This window comes from Pseudonocardia sp. P-1 (genome assembly GCF_058111925.1).
In genome coordinates, this window is record NZ_CM176614.1 from 5,181,265 (window position 1) to 5,202,773 (window position 21,509).

Annotated in this window: 7 protein-coding genes; 6 read left to right on the plus strand and 1 reads right to left on the minus strand. The window is 69.2% G+C overall.

Features of this window, described 5'->3' with window-relative positions:
• The first annotated feature begins 183 nt into the window (after positions 1–183).
• On the plus strand, positions 184–2,496 hold the full coding sequence (locus AC0GKK_RS25520) for a GmrSD restriction endonuclease domain-containing protein (protein ID WP_489882731.1): 2,313 nt from the start codon (positions 184–186) through the stop codon (positions 2,494–2,496).
• On the opposite strand, the gene AC0GKK_RS25525 is transcribed toward AC0GKK_RS25520, so the two are convergent.
• Positions 2,468–4,540, minus strand: a complete 2,073-nt coding sequence (locus tag AC0GKK_RS25525; protein ID WP_489882732.1) for a UvrD-helicase domain-containing protein — start codon at positions 4,538–4,540, stop codon at positions 2,468–2,470. The two genes, AC0GKK_RS25520 and AC0GKK_RS25525, sit on opposite strands and share 29 nt — an antisense overlap.
• 132 nt (positions 4,541–4,672) lie before the next feature.
• Here AC0GKK_RS25525 and AC0GKK_RS25530 point away from each other — a divergent pair, with 132 nt between their 5' ends.
• The 5 genes from AC0GKK_RS25530 to AC0GKK_RS25550 are packed head-to-tail and all read left to right on the plus strand — an operon-like array spanning position 4,673 to position 21,473.
• Positions 4,673–6,619 carry an N-6 DNA methylase gene (locus tag AC0GKK_RS25530; protein ID WP_489882733.1) on the plus strand — a complete coding sequence of 649 codons (1,947 nt, stop codon included), beginning with the start codon at positions 4,673–4,675 and terminating at the stop codon, positions 6,617–6,619.
• A complete protein-coding gene (locus tag AC0GKK_RS25535; protein ID WP_489882734.1) occupies positions 6,616–12,840 on the plus strand; it encodes a protein kinase domain-containing protein in 6,225 nt (2,074 codons plus the stop codon). The genes AC0GKK_RS25530 and AC0GKK_RS25535 overlap by 4 nt, the downstream gene beginning before the upstream one ends.
• A 13-nt stretch (positions 12,841–12,853) precedes the next feature.
• Positions 12,854–15,745: a DEAD/DEAH box helicase gene (locus AC0GKK_RS25540; protein WP_489882735.1), complete on the plus strand. Its 2,892-nt coding sequence runs from the start codon at positions 12,854–12,856 to the stop codon at positions 15,743–15,745.
• Positions 15,745–19,839 carry an Eco57I restriction-modification methylase domain-containing protein gene (locus AC0GKK_RS25545; RefSeq protein WP_489882736.1) on the plus strand — a complete coding sequence of 1,365 codons (4,095 nt, stop codon included), beginning with the start codon at positions 15,745–15,747 and terminating at the stop codon, positions 19,837–19,839. The genes AC0GKK_RS25540 and AC0GKK_RS25545 overlap by 1 nt, the downstream gene beginning before the upstream one ends.
• A complete protein-coding gene (locus tag AC0GKK_RS25550; protein ID WP_489882737.1) occupies positions 19,839–21,473 on the plus strand; it encodes a DUF6119 family protein in 1,635 nt (544 codons plus the stop codon). Before AC0GKK_RS25545 ends, AC0GKK_RS25550 begins: the two co-directional genes overlap by 1 nt.
• Positions 21,474–21,509 lie beyond the last annotated feature (36 nt).

Consider the following 21,509-nt stretch of genomic DNA (forward strand, 5'->3'; position numbering starts at 1 on the left):
ACAGTCAAAACCCCTGGTCACGGGCTCAACGAGCCGGATGTGACCAGGGGTTTCGTCGTGTCCGGGTGTGTTGTTCGGCAAGTTGCTTGGTGACGTAGGCGGGAGCCACGCCGGTGCAACAGGTGCTCCTCCCGATAGCGGTGAGACCTCGCTAAGGTCGAATCGTTTGGCGAGGGGAGCACGGTGACCAAACTCAGTACGGTCCTGGATCAGATCGATGCGGGCACGATGAAGCTGCCGGAGTTCCAGCGGGGATACGTATGGAACCGCGACCAGGTCAGAGGACTGATGAAGTCGCTCTACCACGGATACCCGGTCGGAGCCTTGCTTGTCTGGGAGACCGAGGGTAGTGCACAGGCAGTGCGCGGCGGGGCGTCGACACCGGGGCAAAAGCTGATGTTGCTCGATGGGCAGCAGCGGGTAACGACGCTCTACGGCATCATCCGGGGCCGGGCACCCGAGTTCTTCGAGGGCGACCCGGACGTCTTCCGGGGGCTGCGCTTCAACGTCGAGGACGAGACGTTCCAGTTCTACGCGCCGGTGAAGATGAAGGACGATCCCCTGTGGATCGACGTCACCGCGATGTTCACCGGTGAAGACGGAGCCGCGTACGAGCAGCTGCTCGATCTCAAGTGGCTGCGCCCGAAGCTATCGACCTACATCAGCCGGATCTCGCAGCTGCAGGCAGTGCTCGAGCGCGACTTCCACATCGAGCAGATCACTGGGCTCGACAAGACCGTCGACGTGGTGGTCGACATCTTCAACCGGGTCAACTCGGGCGGAACGAAGCTCTCCAAGGGAGACCTCGCGCTTGCTCGGATCTGCAGCGAATGGACGGACGCGCGACCCACGATGCGTCGCAACCTGGAGCGGTGGAAGGAGGCCGGCTTCTCCTTCACTCCGGACTGGTTGCTCCGGAACGCGAACGCCGTGGCGACCGGTCGGGCTCCGTTCTCCGCGCTGGAGGACGTGACCGCTGACGGTTTCCAGGACGGGCTGCACGCCGCGCTGCACAACATCGACCATCTGCTGCATCTGGTCGCCACCCGGCTGGGCCTTGACCACGACCGGGTGCTGATGGGGCGCTATGCGCTGCCGATCCTGGTCCGGCATCTGCACAACCGCGGCGGCCGGTTCGCAGACGGGGCCGAGGCGGACCGCGCGCTGCACTGGTACATCCATGCTGCGTTGAGGGGTCGATTCGCGGGCTCCACCGAGACCTTTCTCGCGAAGGACCTCGAAACCATCGACAAGTCCGGGGTCGAGGGTGTGGCTGCGGCCTTGGCCCGGTCCCGCAAGGGCGTCCTCTCAATCGACGCTCAGGACTTCGAAGGTGTCGGTCGCGGTTCGCGGTCGTACCCTCTGCTCTACCTGCTGACCCGGGTGCGGAGGAGTCGCGACCTGGTCACGGGACACCCGCTCGGGCAGGACGTCTCCGCGCTCCAGGTGCACGAGATCTTCCCTAAGAACGAGCTGGCCAAACTAGGTCGGTATTCCCGCGCCGAGCTCAATGCGATCGCCAACTTCGCGTTCGTGGTGCCGTCGACCGCTGTAGCCCTCAATCGTCGAGACCCTGCGGACTACCTGGCGCAGATCGACCCGGCGGTGCTCGCGTCGCAGTGGATCCCGGTCGACCCCGACCTGTGGAAGCTCGACAACTACCGCGAGTTTCTGGCCGCTCGACGTGAGCTCCTGGGTCGGGCTGCTGATGCGTTCTCCGAAGAGCTGCTCAGCGGCTCCCACCCGTGGACCGCGGGGCAGCAACTCGTGCCCATCGTGGTCGCTCCCGACGACGATGAGCGGGACGCCCGAGTCGCACAGATCAAGGCTCTGGTCGAGGAGTTCAGCGAGATGGGGTTCGCGCCCCCGTCTCTGGACGCGGAGATCTCCGACCCGGACACCGGCCGCGTTCTCGCGGTGGCCGAAGCCTTCTGGGCCGACGGTCTGCAGCCTGGTCAGGACAAGGCCGTCATCCTCGAGCTCGACCCTGACGAAGCGGACCTCCCGCGACTGGCGGAGCTGGAGTGCCTGGTCTTCACCACCGTCGACGCGCTGCGCGGGTATGCCCAGCGACGTAACGAGACCGCCTCCGGCGAACGCGAGGACGATGGCGCCGCGGTGTCGTCGACCGGAGGCGGATCATCGCCCGAGGTCGACATCGAGCTACTGGACGAACCGCCCGTCGAGACCGGTGGCCAGTTCGACCAGGTCGTGTTGGACACCATCGACGCCTGCAAGGTCGACCTCGGCTACAACCCGAAGCAGTTCAAGGTGATGGTCAACCAGTACGGCGCACTCGGCGCCGTCCGACGGATCCTTCACGCTCCAGCGGTGAGCGATGGGTTCGTGACGTTGTGGGAGCGACGCAGGCTCGATCTCACCGTCGAGACCATCGCCACGGACGAGCGCTTCCGCCACCTGTTCACCGAGGAAGAGCTGGCGGTGGCGGAGAAGCGGCTGGCGGACTTCACCGATGCGGTCCCGAAGGCGGGATGAGGGGGCTCGGCTCTCCCGACCAGGAGACCCGCAGCCGCTCCCGAGCCCGGGTGGCGGCGACGAACAGCAGGCAGCGCTCCTGCTGGACGTCGAGCATGTGCCGCACCGGATCGTCAGCCGCAGGCGTGACGGCGCCGGGGGAGGGGAAGTGGTCCGCCCCGACCGCGGCGATCGCCACGCACCGGAACTCGAGTCCCTTCATCCCGTGCATGGTGGCGACGCGTACCCCGGCGTCGCCGGTCGGGATCCCGTGCCGGCCGAGGGCGCCGGTCAGTGCTTCGACCAGCTTGTTCGTCCGCGCGACGACGGCCATGTCCGCCCAGTCCACGCCATCGGTGTTCCACTCCTCCAGGGCGAGTGCGAGGTCCTCGGCCTCCGCGGTCGGAGACGCAGCACCCACCACCGTCGGGGTCTTGCCATGCAGGGCCGAGCGGTAGCCGTCGAGCGAGTCCAGCCCGTCGGACAGGTCGGCAACGGCGACGTCCTCCATCACCCCGAGCGACCAGCGCAGGATCTCGGCGCTGGTCCGATAGTTGATGCGCAGCCGCGTCGAGCGGCCCGCAACGGAGATGCCGACCTGCTTGAGACTCACGTGGTTGCCGTAGATCCGCTGGTGTGGGTCGCCGGTGAGGAAGAGATCGTCGGGGCCGGTGGCCACGGCGGCGCGAAGCAGCCGCCACTGGCTGGGATGGAGGTCCTGGATCTCGTCGACGACGACGTGCCGGAACGGCGGGTGGTCCCGGGCCGCGACGAGCCGCGCGGCCTCGTCCGCGACCGTGTGATGCGTCCAGAGGCCGTCCTCGCGCAGGCGGGAGGCGAACCGCGACAAGATTGCCCACACGGTCTTCTTCTGTGCCTTCGTGAGTCCGCGCCCGCGTCCGCGACGCGGAGCTGCCAGGTAGGCCGCCTCGGACTCGGCGGCGGTGGCGAGGACGACCTCACGCCACTCGTCGAGCAGAAACGTAGACGTGAAACCGGAGCCCCCGGCGGCGGTGTGCATGCGCTTGCGCAGCTCCCGCGTCTGGGCGAACGCCACATTCCCGTGCGTCTCCCGCACTACACCGAGGGCCCAGCGGTCGACGTTGAGGACCTCGACCGCGGCACGCTGCTCGGCTTCGAGGAGTTGGGCGAGGTCGCGGTCGAGTGCCTCGGCGAGCCCACGGGTGAACGTCGTCAGCAAGATGGACCGTGGCGGGAGGTTCTTGGTGCGCACCAGGTGCGTCACCCGATGCAGTGCGACGACCGTTTTGCCGGTTCCCGGACCGCCAGTCACCTGCGCGCTGCCCCAGTAGGTCGGGCGGTAGGCCACGGACTCCTGGGTGGGGTGCAGGAACACCCGCCACATCGCCATGGGCTTGGCGAACAGGGCGAGCAGTTCCTCGGGCCCGTCGACCAGCGCGATCCGGCCCTGGGTGCGCTCCACGGCGGCGTCGAGGTCCGCGGTGTCGATGGGCTCGTCCGGGATGCGGGGCGCGACGACGTCGGCCCAGACCTGCTCGACGGTGTAACCGGCGACGAGAGCCCGCAGTACGTCCGCCTGGTTCTCGGGGACGAGATCGCAGACGGCATCGAGCGCCGGCTCGTCGCGGATAGTGCGGGCGGCGGCGAGCACGGGAGCGGAGATGCCAAGTCGGGTCAGGTCCCCGTCGCCGAACGTGGCGAACAGCAGAGTGTCGGCAGACTCCCGATGCTGCTCGGCCAGTGCCTGAAGAGCCTGGACATCACTGATCTCCAGTACCCCGGTGACCTCGTTGACCGAGAGCGAGTGCGACAGTGCCCAGGCGATCGCGTCGTCGTGCGGCAGGACGTGCAGGAGTGTGTACCGCTCGCCTCTCTCGGGCGCGGCGACGATCCCGCGCCAGAACTTGTCAATGCGGATGGTCCGGACCCGCGGGTCCTTGGACTTGCTGATCTTCTCCAGGTGCAGCCCGGCGTGGGTGTGCTCGGAGAACATCGCCAAGGCCTTGTCCGTGGATTTCTGGACCTTCTTCTCGAGCCTCGCGTACTCGCCGAGGAACGAGACCCCCACCGCCAGCTGCGCCACGCCGCCACCCTTCCGCCGACCGATCCGATCATGCCCGGGTGGCGTATCCCTCCGTCGCCGACCGGGCTGAGGTGCCACGGCCTTCCCGTACGCGCATCCTGCCGCGCTCGCGATGACGGTGACGTCCGCAGAATGCCTGAACTCCTCACGCATCAGCAAGAGTGTCTGTTGACTCTGTTCACGTTAATCCGTACCTTCCCGCTCGGAGGTGAGGGCGTGGATGAGCAAGCTGTCGTGACCGCGGCTGAGGTTGCGCGACTGGCCGGCGTCGGCCGGGCGGCTGTGGGCAACTGGCGTCGGCGGTATGCCGACTTCCCGGCCCCGGTCGCTGGAACCGAGTCCAGCCCGAGCTTCCGCCTAGTCGAGGTTCACTCCTGGCTCCGGTCGAACGGCCGGATCGGCGCCCACGCGGCTGTGGAGCTGGCCTGGCAGGAACTGGAGTCGGCCACAAGCAGTGAGTCCGCCGCTGACGTGCTCGGCGCCGTCGGCACATACCTGACCTCAGGGTGCGGCGACCTGTCCACCGGACTCCGTTCCGCGGTCGACGACCTGGTCGCCGAAGTCGGCGAAGAGATTGCTTTCGAGCAGCTCTGCGGTCGGTATGTCGAGGCGACGTCGCGCCAGCTCGCCGTCACTCCCGCGTCGCTGGCATCCCTCATGATCGAGCTCGCCGAGGTGGGCGTCGGCCCGGTTCTGGATCCGGCATGCGGGACGGGCACGATCCTGCGTGAGGCGGATCCCGAAGTCGAAGTCCTCGGCCAAGAGCTGGATCCAGGACTTGTGGCGCTGGCCCGGGCTCGCCTGGCGTTCACGCATCGCACCTTTCGGGTCGAACTGGGCGACAGTCTCCGGGAGGACTCGTTCGAGGACACCCTTGCGGCTGCTGTCGTCTGCAATCCGCCGTTCAATGTGAGGGCCTGGGGGCGCGAGGACCTTCAGTACGACCCTCGGTGGATCTACGGCCTGCCGGCCAAGGGTGAGTCCGAGCTGGCCTGGGTCCAGCACTGTATGGCGCGAGTTCGTGTCGGCGGAAAGGTCGTGATCGTTCTGCCCCCCGGTGTCGCGTTCCGACGTACAGGCCGCCCTGTACGGGCGGCCCTGGTCCGGCGAGGTGCACTCCGAGCGGTGATCTCGCTGCCTGCGGGAGCCGTTGCACCAGCGCACCTACGGATGCAGCTGTGGGTGCTCTCCACCGACGGAGCTGACCCGGCGAACGCCGTCCGCTTCGTGGATCTCTGCGCCGGGAGTGTGGCGAGGCTCGAAGAGATCGGCTGGGAGGAGGTCGGACGGCGCCTTCGCCGGGCGCTAGGAGGCGACAAGGACCCAGCCCTGCAGCGGCTCGTTCCGGCCATCGACCTCCTCGACGACGACGTCGATCTCAGCCCCACGCGTTACCTGGACTCGCAGCCTGCGACGGCGGACATCGACGGTGATCGAGAGCGCCTACTCGACCTTCTGGGCGGCCTGAGGGACTCATTGCCTCGCCTGGTCACCGTTGACGGCTCACGCCGACCGCCGCGAACCACGATCGGTGATCTGGCAAAGCAAGGCGCGCTGACGATCACGCAGCAGCGTGCGAGCGGGCTCGAAGACGGGGGATCAGTGCCCGTCCTGACCAGCCGCGACGTGGTCGAGGGCCGGGGCCCGTCCGGAATCGCCGCGCACGCGGCCGATGCAGTGTGGCTCGAAGCGGGCGACGTCGTCGTCCCGACCGTCGTTTCTCGGCCGATGGCGTACGTCGCTGAGCGCGACGTCCGAGCGTTGCTCGGACCAGGACTCCAGCTCCTCCGCGTCGTTCCCGAAGTGCTCGATCCACAGTTCCTGGCCGGCGCACTACGCAGTGAGCAGGTGGCCCGGTTGTCATCGACGATGAGCGGACGCCATCGGGTGGACGTTCGCCGCGTCGAAGTAGCGCGACTGCCACTGGCAGAGCAACGCCGACTCGGCCGAACACTCGCGGCCTTGCAACGATTCAGCGCCTCGCTCGACGAGGTGCTCTCCCTCGGACGTGGCCTGACTCAGGCGCTCACCGACGCCGTCGTCGACGGCAACCTCGAGCCGGACGGAGTACAGCGGTGACTGAGACCGACACCCCCATTGCAGGTCGCTTCCAGCTGGCCGGGCCACTCGGCAAGGGGAACATGGGCGAGGTTTACCGCGCCCAGGATCTCACCGCAGCCGCCGAAGCTCGCGACCGCACCGTCGCCGTGAAGCTGATCCTCAGTGGTCGCTACGGCCCGGTCGGAGCCTTGGCCGACACCCCCACCGGGCGTCGCTTCGCCCGGGAGACCCGAATCATGCGCGCGCTCGACCACCCCAACCTGCCTCGCACCGTCGACGGGGGCGTCGATGAGTCGGGTCGGCCGTACCTGGCGATGGAGTTCCTCGACGGTCGCCAGCTCGCCGATCTCGTCGACGAGCACTCGCAGCTGCCGGTGTCCTGGGCGGCCGCGGTGGGTGTGCAGATCGCGGCCGGGCTGGCCGCCGCGCACGCCGACGACATCGTCCACCGCGACCTGAAGCCGGCGAACGTCATGATCGTAGGCGGCGGCCAGGTCAAGGTGCTGGACTTCGGGCTGGGGCAGATCGTCGACGACCCGGACGCGAGCCGCGTGACGAGCACCGGTGTCACCGTCGGCACCGCCCGGTACATGGCTCCCGAGCAGTTCAGGTCCTCGGACGTCACCCCAGCCGCAGATGTCTACGCGCTCGGGTGCGTCCTGTTCGAGTTGCTCGCCGGGGTGCCCCCCTTCTACAGCGAGTCTCCGTACGAGCTTGCCTACAAGCACCAGAATGACGAGCCGCCGCCCCTGCGCGGCTTGCGTCACGACGTGCCTCGCGATCTGGAGCTGCTGATCGAGCGGCTCCTGGCCAAGGACCCGGCCGACCGACCCGAGAGCGCGGTGTTCGTCCGGGAGGCGCTCGCGCCTTTCGCTGACGGTGACGATCGCGTACCGGGTTGGGACGACCGCAACCCAACGGCATGGCTGAAGAGGGCCGACGCCCCGTCGCTCAGTGCCATGCGCCCGGTGCAGCCCCGCCCGAGCGGGCTCGGCATGGACATGTTCGAGGTGCACCGCACTCTCATCCAGGACTATCGCTCCTTCACCGTGGCGGGCACGGTGATCAGGAACAAGAGGATCGCCACATTCGTCGAGCAGGACCTCGACAGCAAGTCGCAGTGGCCAGATCCCTGGGTCTCGCTGAACCCGTTCTTCGCCTCCGGCGGGTCGATGCTGGAACTGACGAGGGCGGGCGTGCTTCACGAGGAGTGCGCCAAGATCTTCCAGGCGGGCAAGGGCGAGAACGACACGATCTGCACGGGCCGGCCGTTGGTGCTGCACCAGCACCAGCGCGAGGCAATCGACGCGGCGCAATCTCGCGAGTCCTACGTCCTCACCACGGGAACCGGCTCCGGCAAGTCGCTGTCCTACATCGTACCGATCGTCGACCGCGTGCTCCGTGAGCGGGAAGCCGATGGCCCCAAGGCCAAGAAGCGAGTCCGGGCGATCATCGTCTATCCGATGAACGCGCTGGCAAACAGCCAGCTCGGCGAGCTCGACAAGTACCTGCGCCACGGATACGGCGCCGGACGTGAGCGCGTGACCTACGCCCGCTACACCGGGCAGGAGAACGACGAGCGGCGTACCGCCATCCGGGAGAACCCGCCGGACATCCTGCTCACCAACTACGTGATGCTCGAGCTGATGCTCACGCGGCCGGACGACCGGAAGTCTCTGGTCAGGATGGCCAAGGGGCTGGACTTCCTCGTGCTCGACGAGTTGCACACCTACCGCGGTCGGCAGGGTGCGGATGTCGCTCTCCTCGTCCGCCGCGTCCGCGAGGCGTGCGAGGCGCCTGCGCTCCAGTGCATCGGCACCTCGGCGACCATGTCCAGTGAGGGCGGTCACGACGAACGTCGTCGCGTCGTCGCGGGCGTCGCGGGCACACTCTTCGGCACGGCTGTGCGGCCGGAACGCGTCATCGGGGAGACCCTCGTTCGCGCGACCGACGACGCTCCCGCTCAGGTTCCCGCGTCCCGGCTCGAATCCGAGTCCCCGCGCACCTACGCCGACCTCAAGTCGGACCCACTCGCCCGGTGGATCGAGACCCGCTTCGGCCTGAAGACCGAGGACGACCGCCTCGTCCGAGCCGCTCCGGCCCAGGTCGAGGCTGCCGCCAAGGAGCTCGCGAAAGCCAGTGGTGTGTCCGAGGAGCGCTGCATCGAAGCCATCCGCAGCACGCTCAGAGCCGGTTCCGAGGCCCGTCATCCCGTCACGACACGGCCTCTCTTTGCGTTCCGCATCCACCAGTTCCTCTCCAAGGGCGACACCGTGTTCGTCACCCTGGAGTCCGAGGACGACCGGCACCTCACCCGCGACTACCAGCTCGTCCAGCCGGGCTCGGACCGCAAGATCCTCTTGCCCTTGGCCTTCTGCCGGGAGTGCGGCCAGGAGTACCTGACGGTCTGGCGGAAGGTCGGCGACGACGGCGTCGTCCGGTACGAGGCCCGCCGGGACACCACCGCCACAGGCGGCAAGACGGAGGACGGGTACCTCTTCGTCGACAAGCGGATCACCTGGCCGCGCACGGTCGACCAGGCCGTTGAGGAGCGTCGGCTGCCCGACTCCTGGTTGGAGACCGACGACCACGGCAACGAACGCGTCCGCGACTCCTACCGGAAGCGGTTCCCGCTCGCGGTGACGGTCGACCCCCGCGGCACGGAGGGCCGCGGCGAGCTGGCAGCGACGTTCATTCCGGCGCCGTTCCTCTTCTGCCTGCACTGCGGTGTCAGCTACGAGCAGGTGCGCGGCCGGGACTTCGCCAAGCTCGCGACACTCGATCAGGAGGGGCGGTCGTCTGCCACGACGCTGGTCTCCACCTCCATCGTGCGGTCCCTTCGCAGTGTCCCCGCGGACGCGTTGGACCCGAAGGCACGCAAGCTGCTCACCTTCGTGGACAACCGCCAGGACGCCTCACTGCAGGCCGGGCATTCCAACGACTTCGTCCAGGTCACGCAACTTCGTGGGGCTCTCGTCAAGGCGATGGCTGAGGCACGTGACACCGGAGAGGACGGCATCCGGCACGAGGACGTCGCCAACCGCGTCGCGGGCGTGCTCGGTCTGGACCCGCGCGACTACGTGCAAGCCGAGGACCCCCCGCCCACGATGCTCGCCTCCGCCACGAAGACCCTGCGCGATGTCATCGCGTTCCGGCTCTACCGGGACCTGGAGCGCGGCTGGCGAGTGACCATGCCCAACCTGGAACAGACCGGCCTCCTGGAGATCCACTACGCCGACCTGGACTGGATCGCGGGCCGTGAGGACAGGTGGGCCGAGACCATTCCCGAGCTGCAGGCTGCCACTCCCACGCAGCGCAGCGAGATCATGCGGGCAATGTTGAACGAGATGCGCCGCGCGCTGGCCATCGACGTCCAGTACTTCCGCGAGGACTTCGACATCCTGCAGCGGGCGAGCGAGGAGCGGCTGCTGGACCCGTGGGTTCTCACAGCCACCGACCGGCCCAAGGTCTCGACCGCATACCCGCAGGGCTCCAAGCCGGGTATCGACCGGGCAGGGGTCTTCCTCTCCGGTCGCGGCAAAGTCGGCAAGTACCTGCGGCGCACACACTTCAAGGACCTGTCGGCGGACGACGCCCAGCTGGCGATCGAGCAGATCCTCAAGCTTCTGACGAGGGCAGGTCTGGTGGAGAGCCTCACCACGGCCCCTCAACAGGCCGGTCGCCGCCGCGGAGCCGCCGGTCCGAGCCGGACCGGATATCGGGTGAAGGCGTCGGCGATGATCTGGAAGGCCGGGGCGGGGGAGAAGGGCGCGCTCGACCCGCTGACCCGCACCTACGCCAGCGGCGACGGGCCGCGGGTCAACAGGTTCTTCCAGCAGCTCTACCGCGAGACGGCTGCCGCACTGGGCGGGCTCGTCGCCCGCGAGCACACCGCCCAGGTGGACCCGCAGACCCGCCAGGAGCGCGAGGACGACTTCCGTGAGGCCAGGCTGAAGCTCCTGTACTGCTCGCCCACGATGGAGCTGGGTGTCGACATCGCGGACCTGAACGCCGTGATGATGCGCAACGTCCCGCCGACACCGGCGAACTACGCCCAGCGCAGTGGTCGTGCCGGTCGGTCGGGCCAGCCGGCGCTCGTCACCACCTACTGCGCCACCGGCAACAGCCACGACCAGTACTACTTCCGACGTTCCGAGCGCATGGTCGCCGGTGCCGTGGCCGCGCCAAGGCTCGACCTCACGAATGAGGACCTCGTCCGCTCCCACGTGCAGGCCGTGTGGCTGTCGGCGGTCGAACTGAAGCTGGGCAACGCGATTCCCCGGCTCGTCGACATCAGCTATGACGAGCACCGCCGCCCACCTGCCCCGTCGCTGGGCCTCTACGACGAGGTCACCTCGAAGATCAGCGACAAGACGGCGCAGACCCGGGCGGTGGCGGGTGCCCACGCCATCCTGTCCGGTCTCAAGGCTGAGCTGGACGAGACGACCTGGTGGCACCCCCTCTGGATCGAGGACGTCGTTCGCGCGGCGCCGACCAGGTTCGACGAGGCGTTCGACCGCTGGCGGCAGCTCTACACCGATGCTCTCGTCGACCAGGCCGAGCAGAACCGACGGCGTCTCGACCACACCTTGTCCGAGCGGGACAGCAAGCTCGCGGCTCGGCGTCGTCGGGAGGCCGAGACCCAGCTCGACCTCCTGAAGAACGAGAGCGCGGAAGGTCGGTCGGTGCTCTCCGACTTCAACCCGTACCGCTACCTAGCCAGCGAGGGCTTCCTCCCCGGCTACTCCTTCCCTCGGCTGCCTCTGGCCGCGTACATCCCGACGACTGGACGCCGTTTCGGTGAGGGGGACTACCTCCAGCGCCCCCGGTTCCTGGCCATCCGCGAGTTCGGGCCCGGTGCGCTGATCTACCACGAGGGCTCCCGCTACCAGGTCGACCGGATCCAGCTCCAGGCGAGCAGCACCGGCGATCTAGTGACGTCGAGCGCCAAGCGCTGCGAGGCCTGCGGCTACCTCGGGGCGGATGACGAGGACACCTGCACCATGTGTAGGGCGCAGCTCCCGCCTGCCACGGTGGGCATGTTGCAGCTGCACACCGTCTACACCAGCCGTCGCGAGCGGATCTCCTCGGACGAGGAGGAGCGCCGCAGGGCCGGCTTCCGGCTCGTCACCTCCTACCGGTTCCATGACCATGGGGCCCGCCCCGGCCGGCGGGACGCCACCGTGGGGGATGCGGCCGGCGACCTCGCGATTCTCACCTATGGCGACTCGGCCACGGTGCGGATCACCAATATCGGCCGCGTCCGGTCCAAGGAGAACGAGCCTCCGGGCTTCTGGCTCGACCCCGCCGACGGCCGCTGGATGAACGAGCAGGCCGCGTCGGATGCGTCCGGAGACTCCAGTGAGATGCCGGTCGTCGACCGTGACGGCAATGAGAAGCGCCGCAAGAGGCGGGTCATCCCCTTCGTCGAGGACCGCCGAAACGTCCTCGTCCTGCAGCTCAGCGAGGAGCTGGACGAGTCGGTGGCGCTGTCGTTGATGTTCGCGCTGGAGCGTGGCATCGAGGCGACCTTCGAGCTGGAGGACAGCGAGCTGACCAGTGAGCTCCTCCCGCCCAGCGAGGGCCCCCGAGACCGCATGCTGTTCACCGAGGCCGCCGAGGGTGGCGCCGGCGTCCTCCGACAGCTGCAGTCCGACCCGGATGCGATGGCTCGTGCAGCCGCCACGGCGCTGGACATCTGTCATTTCGCTCCGGACGGGACCGACCGCGGCGGGCCGCACCCGGACCGTCCGTGCGCCCTGGGCTGCTACGATTGCCTGCTGACCTATGGGAACCAGACCCATCACTCCGCGATCGACCGCCACTCGGTTCGGGACATCCTTCTCAGGCTGGCGGGGGCCCGGAGCGAGGCGGCTGGCCGAGGGGAGACCCGGGAGGAGCAGCTCGCGCGGCTCATGGGCCAGACGGACTCTCAGCTCGAGACCCGCTTCCTCAACTGGCTGAAGGATGGCGGTCTCCGGCTGCCGGACGAGGCCCAGCACCTGATCGCCGACGCAGGGGCGAAGCCGGACTTCGTCTACCGGCTGCCCGGATCGAGTGTCGCGGTGTTTATCGACGGCCCTGTACACGACTACCCCAACGTGGCCGAGCGTGACATCGAGGCGGAGGAGCGGCTCCTCGACCTCGGCTGGGACGTCGTGCGCTTCCCCTACAACGTCGAGTGGGAAGCGATCGTGAAGCCGCGCACCGCGTACTTCGGCGCCCTCGCCAAGATCTGATCTGGAAGTGAGCATGACGACCTACACGGCCGGTTCCCTCGTCGCCGCCCGCGGCCGCGAGTGGGTGGTGCTGCCCGAGAGCGCGGCGGACATGCTCGTCCTGCGCCCGCTCGGTGGCGGCGAGGACGACATCGCAGCGGTCTTCCCGGCCCTGGAGGAGGTGAGGAGCGCTCGGTTCGAGCCGCCGTCGGCGAGCGACGCCGGCGACGCCCACGCCGCCGGGCTCCTCCGCACTGCCCTGCGGATCGGCTTCCGCACCGGCGCCGGGCCCTTCCGCTCCCTCGCGGGCATCGCTGTCGACCCACGGGCCTACCAGCTCGTCCCGTTGATGATGGCGCTCCGGCAGCAGGTCGTCCGTCTGCTGATCTCGGACGACGTCGGCATCGGCAAGACCGTCGAAGCCGGCCTCATCGCATCGGAGCTGCTGGCCCAGGGAAGTGCCGAGCGGCTCGCAATCCTCTGCTCGCCCGCACTCGCAGAGCAGTGGCAGAAGGAGCTGCGCGAGAAGTTCGGGATCGACGCCGAGCTCGTCCTCTCCTCCACGGTGTCCCGACTGGAGCGCGACCTGGACCTCGGCCAGTCGCTGTTCGACCGACACCCACATGTCATCGTGTCCACCGACTACATCAAGTCCACTCGCCACCGCGACGACTTCGTGCGGCACTGCCCCGACCTGGTGATCGTCGACGAGGCGCACACCTGCGTCGCCGCCGACGACCTGTCGTCGAAGCAGAACCAGCTCCGCTTCGAGCTGCTTCAGAAGGTGGCCGCGGACTCCGAACGGCACCTGCTCCTGGTGACCGCGACACCCCACAGCGGTAAGGAGAGCGCCTTCCGCAACCTCCTCGGTCTGCTCACCCCGTCGCTGGAGAACGTCGACCTGGAGTCCGACAAGGGCCGGATCGAGCTGGCCAATTACTTCGTCCAGCGCAAGCGCGCCGACGTGCGGCAGTTCCTCACCACGACCGACGGCGCGCCGGACGACAGCCTCACCGAGAACACGGCGTTCCCCTCCGACCGGCTGTTCACGGACAAGACCTACGCACTGTCTCCCGAGTACCGCGCGCTGCTCGACGACGCCATCGCCTTCGCGGGCGACCGCGTCGACGCCGCGGGGGCCCGCGGCAAGCGGGAGTCACGCATCGCATGGTGGTCGGCGATCGCGCTGCTCCGTTCGCTCGTCTCGTCGCCCCGCGCGGCTGCCCAGACGTTACGGACGCGCTCGGCGACAGCGGATGCGGACTCCGCGGAGGACGCCGACCGGCTCGGTGCGACGGTGACCCAGGATGGCGCGGACATCGACCAGATGGAGGGCCTCGACGTCGCACCCGGCGCAGAGACCTCGGATGCCGGATCCCGCCTCGCCGAGCTGGCCGACCGGGCAGAAGCACTGGAAGGCCCGGCGACCGACACCAAGCTGGCCGTCCTGATCACCCAGCTGAAGGCTCTGCTCAAAGAGGGCTACCACCCCATCGTCTTCTGCCGGTACATCCCGACCGCGGACTATCTCGCCGACCAGCTTGCCGGCAAGCTCGGTCGCAACGCGGTGATCCTGGCCGTGACCGGCGCTCAGTCGCCCCAGCAGCGTCTCGCCCGCATCGAGGAGATGGCGGAGGGTGCCGGGCAGGACCCGACGGCCCGACGCGTCCTCATCGCGACGGACTGCTTGTCCGAGGGCGTGAACCTGCAGCACCACTTCGACGCCGTCGTCCACTACGACCTGGCCTGGAACCCCACCCGCCACGACCAGCGCGAAGGCCGGGTGGACCGCTTCGGGCAGCGCCGGGACAAGGTCAAGGTCGTCACGGTCTACGGCAAGGACAACGTGATCGACGGCCGCGTGCTGGAGGTGCTAATCCGCAAGCACCGCCAGATCCGCAAGGACCTCGGGATCTCGGTCTCCGTCCCGGACGCCGCGGCCGCGGGCGTCACCGAGGCGATCGTCGAGTGGCTGCTGGAGCACCGCCGGATGCCGCAGCAGGAAGCCCTGTTCGGTACCGATGCACTCGACCTCGGCCCGCAGCAGATGACGTTGGACGAGGAGTGGAAGTCCGCTGCCGAGCGGGAGACGACCACGCGCACCCGGTACGCCCAGCGGTCGATCCACCCGGAGGAGGTGGCCAAGGAGGTCGCGGCGATCCGAGAGACGCTCGGACGAGCGGGGGAGATCCGGGAGTTCGTCGAGCACGCGCTCACCTCGCTGGAAGCCGTCCTCCAGCGAGACGACGACGGTTTCACAGCCGACCTCTCGGGCACCCCGGTGGGCCTGCGGGACGCCCTGTCGTCGACGCTCGGTCGATCCGTCGAGAAGGTCCCCGTGTCTTTCCGCGCCTCGGCCGCGGTCGCCCGCGGCGAGGCCGCCATGGTCCGCACGGACCCTGTGGTGGGCGCCTTGGCCGGGCATGTGCTGAACGCGGCGCTCGACGTCAAGGCCGGAGGGCCGAGACCCGCCCGACGCTGCGGAGTGGTGCGTACCGACGCGGTGACGGCGCGGACGACGCTGCTGCTGGTGCGGTACCGCTTCCACCTCACTCTGCCTTCGCGTGGCGGCACTAGGGAGCTTGTTGCCGAGGACGCCAGAATGCTCGCCTTCACCGGCTCGCCCGGCTCGGCGCAGTGGCAGACGCCGGAGGAGGCGCTCGCCCTGCTGGACGCGAAGGCGAGCGCCAACACCGACCCCGCCTTCGCCGAACGCACCTTGGACCGCATCCTCGGCGCGCTCGCCGAGACCACCGAGCACCTGGAGTCCTACGGCAAGCAGCTCGCCGCCGAGCTGCTCGCGTCGCACCGCCGGGTGCGGAGTGCCTCCGGTGAGATCGTCCGCGGCGTACAGGTCCGCGCGCAGGCTTGCCCTGACGTCCTCGGCACCTACGTCTACCTCCCGGCCTCGGGAGGGGCTGCCTGATGTCCGCTGTGAGCCGCACCCAGGTCTTCTCCGCCATCCACACGGTCGGCGGGCTGTTGCCCGCCGACATGCTGGTCCGCATCTCCGAGGGCAAGGACGTCCCGGGCTCGATGCCCGCCGAGTACCGAGTCATCGGCAAGCGTTCCGTCCGGGACGAGGCCGAGCGCCACTGGGACTACCTCCGCTCGGTGTGGAGCGAGCTCCGCGACCAGCTGCCCGTCGACGAGCTCCGCACCGACAGCACCGGAGTCGCGCGGTCGCAGTGGCTGCTTCCCCTCTTCAGCGTTCTCGGCTACGGCGAGCTGACCCAGCTCGGTTCGACCGGCGTCCCCTCGGACGACGGCACCACGACCTTCCCCGTCAGCCACCGCTGGACCCACGTCCCGATCCACCTCGCTCCCTGGCACAGCACGCTCGACAAGCGCTCCGGGGGCGAGATCCCCGTCCAGTCGCTCGTCCAGGAGTGCCTCAACCGGAGCGAGAGACACCTCTGGGGAATCGTCAGCAACGGTCGCCAACTGCGCCTGCTCCGCGACTCCAACGCCCTCGCCACCGCCGCCTATCTGGAGTTCGACCTCGAAGCGATCTTCGACGGAGAGCTGTTCAGCGAGTTCGTGCTGCTCTACCGGCTGCTGCACGTCAGCCGCCTCGCCGTCGCCGAGGGCGCGTCACCGTCCGGGTGCTGGCTGGAGCGCTGGCGCGGCGAGGCGATCACCTCCGGCGCGAGGGCACTCGCGCAGCTGCGCACCGGCGTGCAGGCCGCGATCACCACTCTGGGCACCGGATTCCTGCGCCATCCGGCGAACGGGGAACTGCGCGAGAACGTCGACGTCGGAACGTTGCACGGGGCCCTGCTGCGTCTGGTGTACCGGCTCCTGTTCGTGTTCGTCGCCGAGGATCGCGACGCCCTGTTCACCCCGACCAGCGATGCGGTCGCCCGCGGTCGATACCTCTCCTACTTTTCGATGGCTCGGCTTCGCGATCACGCGCTGCGCCGCCGGGGCACGGCCCACCACGACCTCTACGCGGCGTTGCGGATCGTGCTGGACGCCCTCGGCGACGAGCGGGGCCGTCCGGAACTGGGGCTACCCGGTCTGGGCGGCATCTTCGACCCGGCGCCGGCCGATGCGCCGCTGGACGGGCTGGCGCTGTCCAACGAGCACCTGCTGGAGGCGGTGCGGCACCTCGCCCGGGTCCGGGACACCGCGTCGACGCGCTGGCGCGCGGTCGACTACCGGCACCTGGGCGCGGAGGAGCTGGGCTCGATCTACGAGTCGTTGCTGGAACTCGTGCCGCGACACAGCGCGGTCGACCTGACCTTCGACCTGGTCGACTCGGCCGGCAACGCACGCAAGACCACCGGCTCCTACTACACGCCCGCGTCGTTGATCGAGCTCGTGCTGGACTCGGCGCTCGACCCGGTGATCGACCAGGCCGTGAAACGTGGCGAGCAGGCGGCGACCGGCCCGGACGCGACCGGGGCGATCGTCGGGGAGCTGCTGTCGCTGACGGTGTGCGACCCGGCCTGCGGGTCCGGGCACTTCCTGGTGGCTGCGGCCCGGCGCATCGCCAAGCGAGTGGCGGCTGTGCGGGAGGGCAACCCCGAGCCCACCGCACCCGCCGTGCGCACCGCACTGCACGAGGTGATCGCCCGCTGCATCTACGGCGTCGACCTCAACCCGATGGCCGTCGAGCTGGCCAAGGTGTCGCTGTGGCTGGAAGCCCTGGAACCCGGCAAGCCCCTCAGCTTCCTCGACGCCCACATCCAGTGCGGCAACGCGCTCATCGGCGTCACGCCCCGCCTGCTCAGTGCCGGGATCCCGGAGGCCGCGTTCACCCCGATCATCGGCGACGACGCGACCTTCGCCCGCGGACTGGCGAAGCAGTCCGCTAACGCGCAGATGTCGCTGCTGGACGCCGCGGCGGAGATCCCGACCGCGAACGTGGGGGTGGCCTACGGCCTGCGGACGATCTTCGACGCACCGGCCGACACCCTCGCCGAGGTGCACGAGCAGGCGGCCCGCTTCGCCGAACTGGAGGGCTCACCGGAGTTCCGGCGGGCCACCCTGGCCGCCGACGCCTGGTGCGCGGCGTTCCTGTGGCGCAAGACCCCCGACGCGCCGACCCCGATCACCCAGGACGTGTTCCTCGCGCTGCAGGACCCGGAGAACCCCGACCCGCTGACCGCGACCCGGGCGGAGATCGCCCGGCTGCGGGCGCAGTACCGCTTCCTGCACTGGCACCTGGCGTTCCCCGAGGTCTTCACCGTCACCAGCCGGGCCACCGAGGTCGACGAGAGCACCGGCTGGGCGGGCGGGTTCTCCTGTGTGCTCGGGAACCCGCCGTGGGAGCGAGTGAAGGTCCAGGACAAGGAGTTCTTCGCCCAGCACGGCCGCGCCGACATCGTCGAGGCGAAGACGGCGGCGATCCGCCGGACGATGATCCAGCAGCTGGCCGACGAGGGCTCTCCGCTCCACGACGCCTACATCGAGGCGCTGCGTACCTCCGACGGCACCAGCCACGTGCTGCACGACAGCGGCCGGTACCCGCTGACCGGGCACGGCGACATCAACACCTATAGCGTCTTCGCCGAGACCTTCCGCACGATCGTCGGGCCGGAAGGCGCGGCCGGGGTCATCACGCCGACGGGTCTGGCCACGGACAAGACGACGGCCCCGTTCTTCGCCGACACCCTGAGCGCGAACCGGTTGCTCGCGTTCTACGACTTCGAGAACGAAGCAAAGACCTTTCCCGGGGTCCACAACCAGTTCCGGTTCGCGGTCACCGCAGTCAGCGGCCGTCGGTGGACAGCGGACCGCAGCCGGTTCGCGTTCTACACGCGTCACGTCGAGGACGTCGTGGACCGCCGGTTCGACCTTGCTGCTGACGAGGTTCTGGCGCTCAACCCCAACACAGGTGGTTTGCCGGTGTTCCGCACCCGCGCCGACGCCGAGGTCACCCTCGGCGCCTACCGCCGGCATCCCGTCCTGATGCGGGACGCGGACGGACCGGACCCGTGGGGCCTGTCGTTTAGCACGTTGTTGCACATGTCGAACGACTCCGGGTCGTTCCAGCAGCCGGAGGCGTTGGCCGACGCCGACTTCGACGGCTGGTCCTTCCACCGTGGCCGGGACGAGTTCGTGCCGCTCTACGAGGCGAAGATGCTCGGCCACTTCGATCACCGTTTCTCCACCTACCGGGACGCGACGCAGGCCCAGATCAACAAGGGCACGCTGCCCCGGCCGACCGCCGAGCAGCACGACGATCCGGACATGGAGCCGCTCGCCCGCTACTGGGTCGCCCGCCCGGCCGTCACCAAAGCACTCAGCACCCCGACCCGCGAGCGCGGGACACTCGGCGGCCGGGACCGCCCCGGCGAGCACCGTCGTCCGCAGTCCTCGGCGAGGAGCCGGTGGGATCGGGGCTGGATGCTCGGCTGGCGAGACATCACCAACGCCAGCAACGAGCGCACCTTCGTGCCCTCGGTCCTGCCCACCAGCGCCGTTGGGCATGTCTTCCCCGTCGCATTTCTGGGCGATCCATCACAAGGCCCGGAGCTGCACGCTGTGTGGTCGTCTCTCCCCTTCGATTACCTCGCCCGTCAGAAGCTCAGCGGCACGCACATGACCTACTCGGTGCTCCAGCAGCTCGCCTGCCCCACCCCCGCCACCTTCGCCGCACCGGCCGCCTGGCAGTCCGACCGGTCACTGGCCGAGTGGGCCGTCCCATACGTCCTGGAGCTGTCCTACACCTCGTGGCGGCTGCAGCCCTACGCCCGCGAGATGCACGACGACGGTCCGCCCTTCCGCTGGGACCCCGGGCGCCGCGCCCTGCTGCGCGCCGACCTCGACGCCGCGTTCCTGCACGTCTACGGCCTGACCCGGCCGGAGGCCGAACACGTCCTCGACTCGTTCTTCGTGGTCCGGAAGTACGAGGAACGTGACCACGGTGAGTACCGCACCCGCCGCCTCGTCCTCGACGCCTACGACCGCATGGCCGCCGCCGTCGAGGCGGGCGGAACCGGCTGGACCCCGCTCGCTGACACCCCCGCCGGCGACGGCCCGCGCCATCCCGCCCCCACCAGGACGGCCTGATGGCACCGCGCTCCTCCCCGGCGACCCGCACCACCGTCTACCGGCTCGACGACGTCGCGGAGCTCGCCCTAGCGATCCGGGACAAGTACCGCGACAGCGACGCGTTCACCACCCGAGCGACGACGGTCGACGGCCGGGAGGCCCTACTCGTCTCGGGTGCGATGGTCACCGAGCGCGTGTCGTGGGCCTCTACCGTCCGCGCGCTCACCTCGCTCGACGTGACACTGGGCAACACCACCTCGGCGGCTGTGCTGCTCATCCGGCGCGGGGAGGACGGCGCCTGGGCGCTCAGCTACGGCATGGGCTTCCAGCTCCTCGACCAGAGCGTCGTCGACTCCGCGTTCGGCCAGCGCATCGCCGTGCGGGTCGCCGACCCGGCGAGCCTCAGCTCGTTGACCCGCACGACGCTGGACCAGCGGGCACGCACCGACCGCCTCTCCATTCCTGGCGGGGACCATCTGCGTGGTTTCGGAGCCGGCGACTTCGGTGAGCTCGTCACCCGCCTCGTCGCGGAAGCCGAGATCCCGGCCTTGACGGCCGGGGAGCAGCCGATCCGGATCCGTGGTGCGGCCGCGCTGAGTGTGCCGCTCGGCAAGCGCCCCGACCGTCTCGTCGTCGATCTCGACCGGTTGGACGAGATCCTGGATCTTCCGGCCGATCCACAGCTGGCGATGCTCGAACAGCTCGTCGCGATCAAGAACGCCCCGGAGCTCGTCGACGAGCTCGAACAGGCACTCGACGCGGCACTCGACGCACCGGCATCGGCGCGGCTCGGGCTGTCCTGGCCCCACGAGCGGATCGACGAGAACGGCACGCCGTCGTCGTTCCGCATCACCGGCCTGCGCCGCCGTCGGCCACCGGCGCAGGACGGCGTCCCGGACCTGGCGGCGGTCCTCGCGGCCGTCGGTGAGGGCGACCGGCCGCTTTCCCGACTCCGGAAGCTCCAGATCCAGCTGTTCGGCGACCCGGCCGGGGACGACGCGGTGAGCCCGGTGATCCCGGGTGACCGCTGGGTGTCGTTCGAGGTGGACCGGGACGGCAAGCGCTACTGCTTCCAGGACGGCCGCTGGTACCTCATGGATGAGCGGTACGCCGAGAAGCTGCGTCGGCAGGTCACCACGATCTTCGCCGGAGCGTCCCCGGTGGCACTTCCGGACTGGCCGGCCGGCCACGACGAGAAGGACTACAACGAGCTCGCCGCACGCGAGATCGGAGGGGTCTGCCTCGACCGTCGCCTCATCCGGACCGACACGCACCCGCGTGGCATCGAGGCCTGCGACGTCCTCGATCGGTCGGGGACGCTCGTCCACGTCAAGAACCTCGACGGGTCCGCCGCCGGAAGCCACCTGATCGGCCAGGCTCTGGTCTCCGCCGACGCGCTTCTCTACGACGAGCAGGCCCGCGCGGCTTTGCGCGCCCGCGTCATCGAGCGCGGCGGCGACCCGGACCACCTCCCGGACCGCGTGCACACGGTCGTGCTCGGACTGGCCCGAACCGGCAAGAAGGTGACCGCGGACAGCCTGTTCACCTTCACCCAGGTCACGCTCGCGCGCGGTGTCAACCAGCTGGAGGGACGCGGTGTCCGAGTCCTCATCGCGCCCATCGATCGCAGGACGGCCACCGATGCGCAGTGACGATGCTCCGACCCGGAACCGTCGTGTCGGTACCGG

Bases quoted from the DNA above. Each gene is read 5' to 3' on its own strand.
- AC0GKK_RS25530 (WP_489882733.1), top strand. From the start codon at position 4,673: ATGCCTGAACTCCTCACGCATCAGCAAGAGTGTCTGTTGACTCTGTTC.
- AC0GKK_RS25545 (WP_489882736.1), top strand. From the start codon at position 15,745: ATGTCCGCTGTGAGCCGCACCCAGGTCTTCTCCGCCATCCACACGGTC.
- AC0GKK_RS25540 (WP_489882735.1), top strand. From the start codon at position 12,854: ATGACGACCTACACGGCCGGTTCCCTCGTCGCCGCCCGCGGCCGCGAG.
- AC0GKK_RS25550 (WP_489882737.1), top strand. From the start codon at position 19,839: ATGGCACCGCGCTCCTCCCCGGCGACCCGCACCACCGTCTACCGGCTC.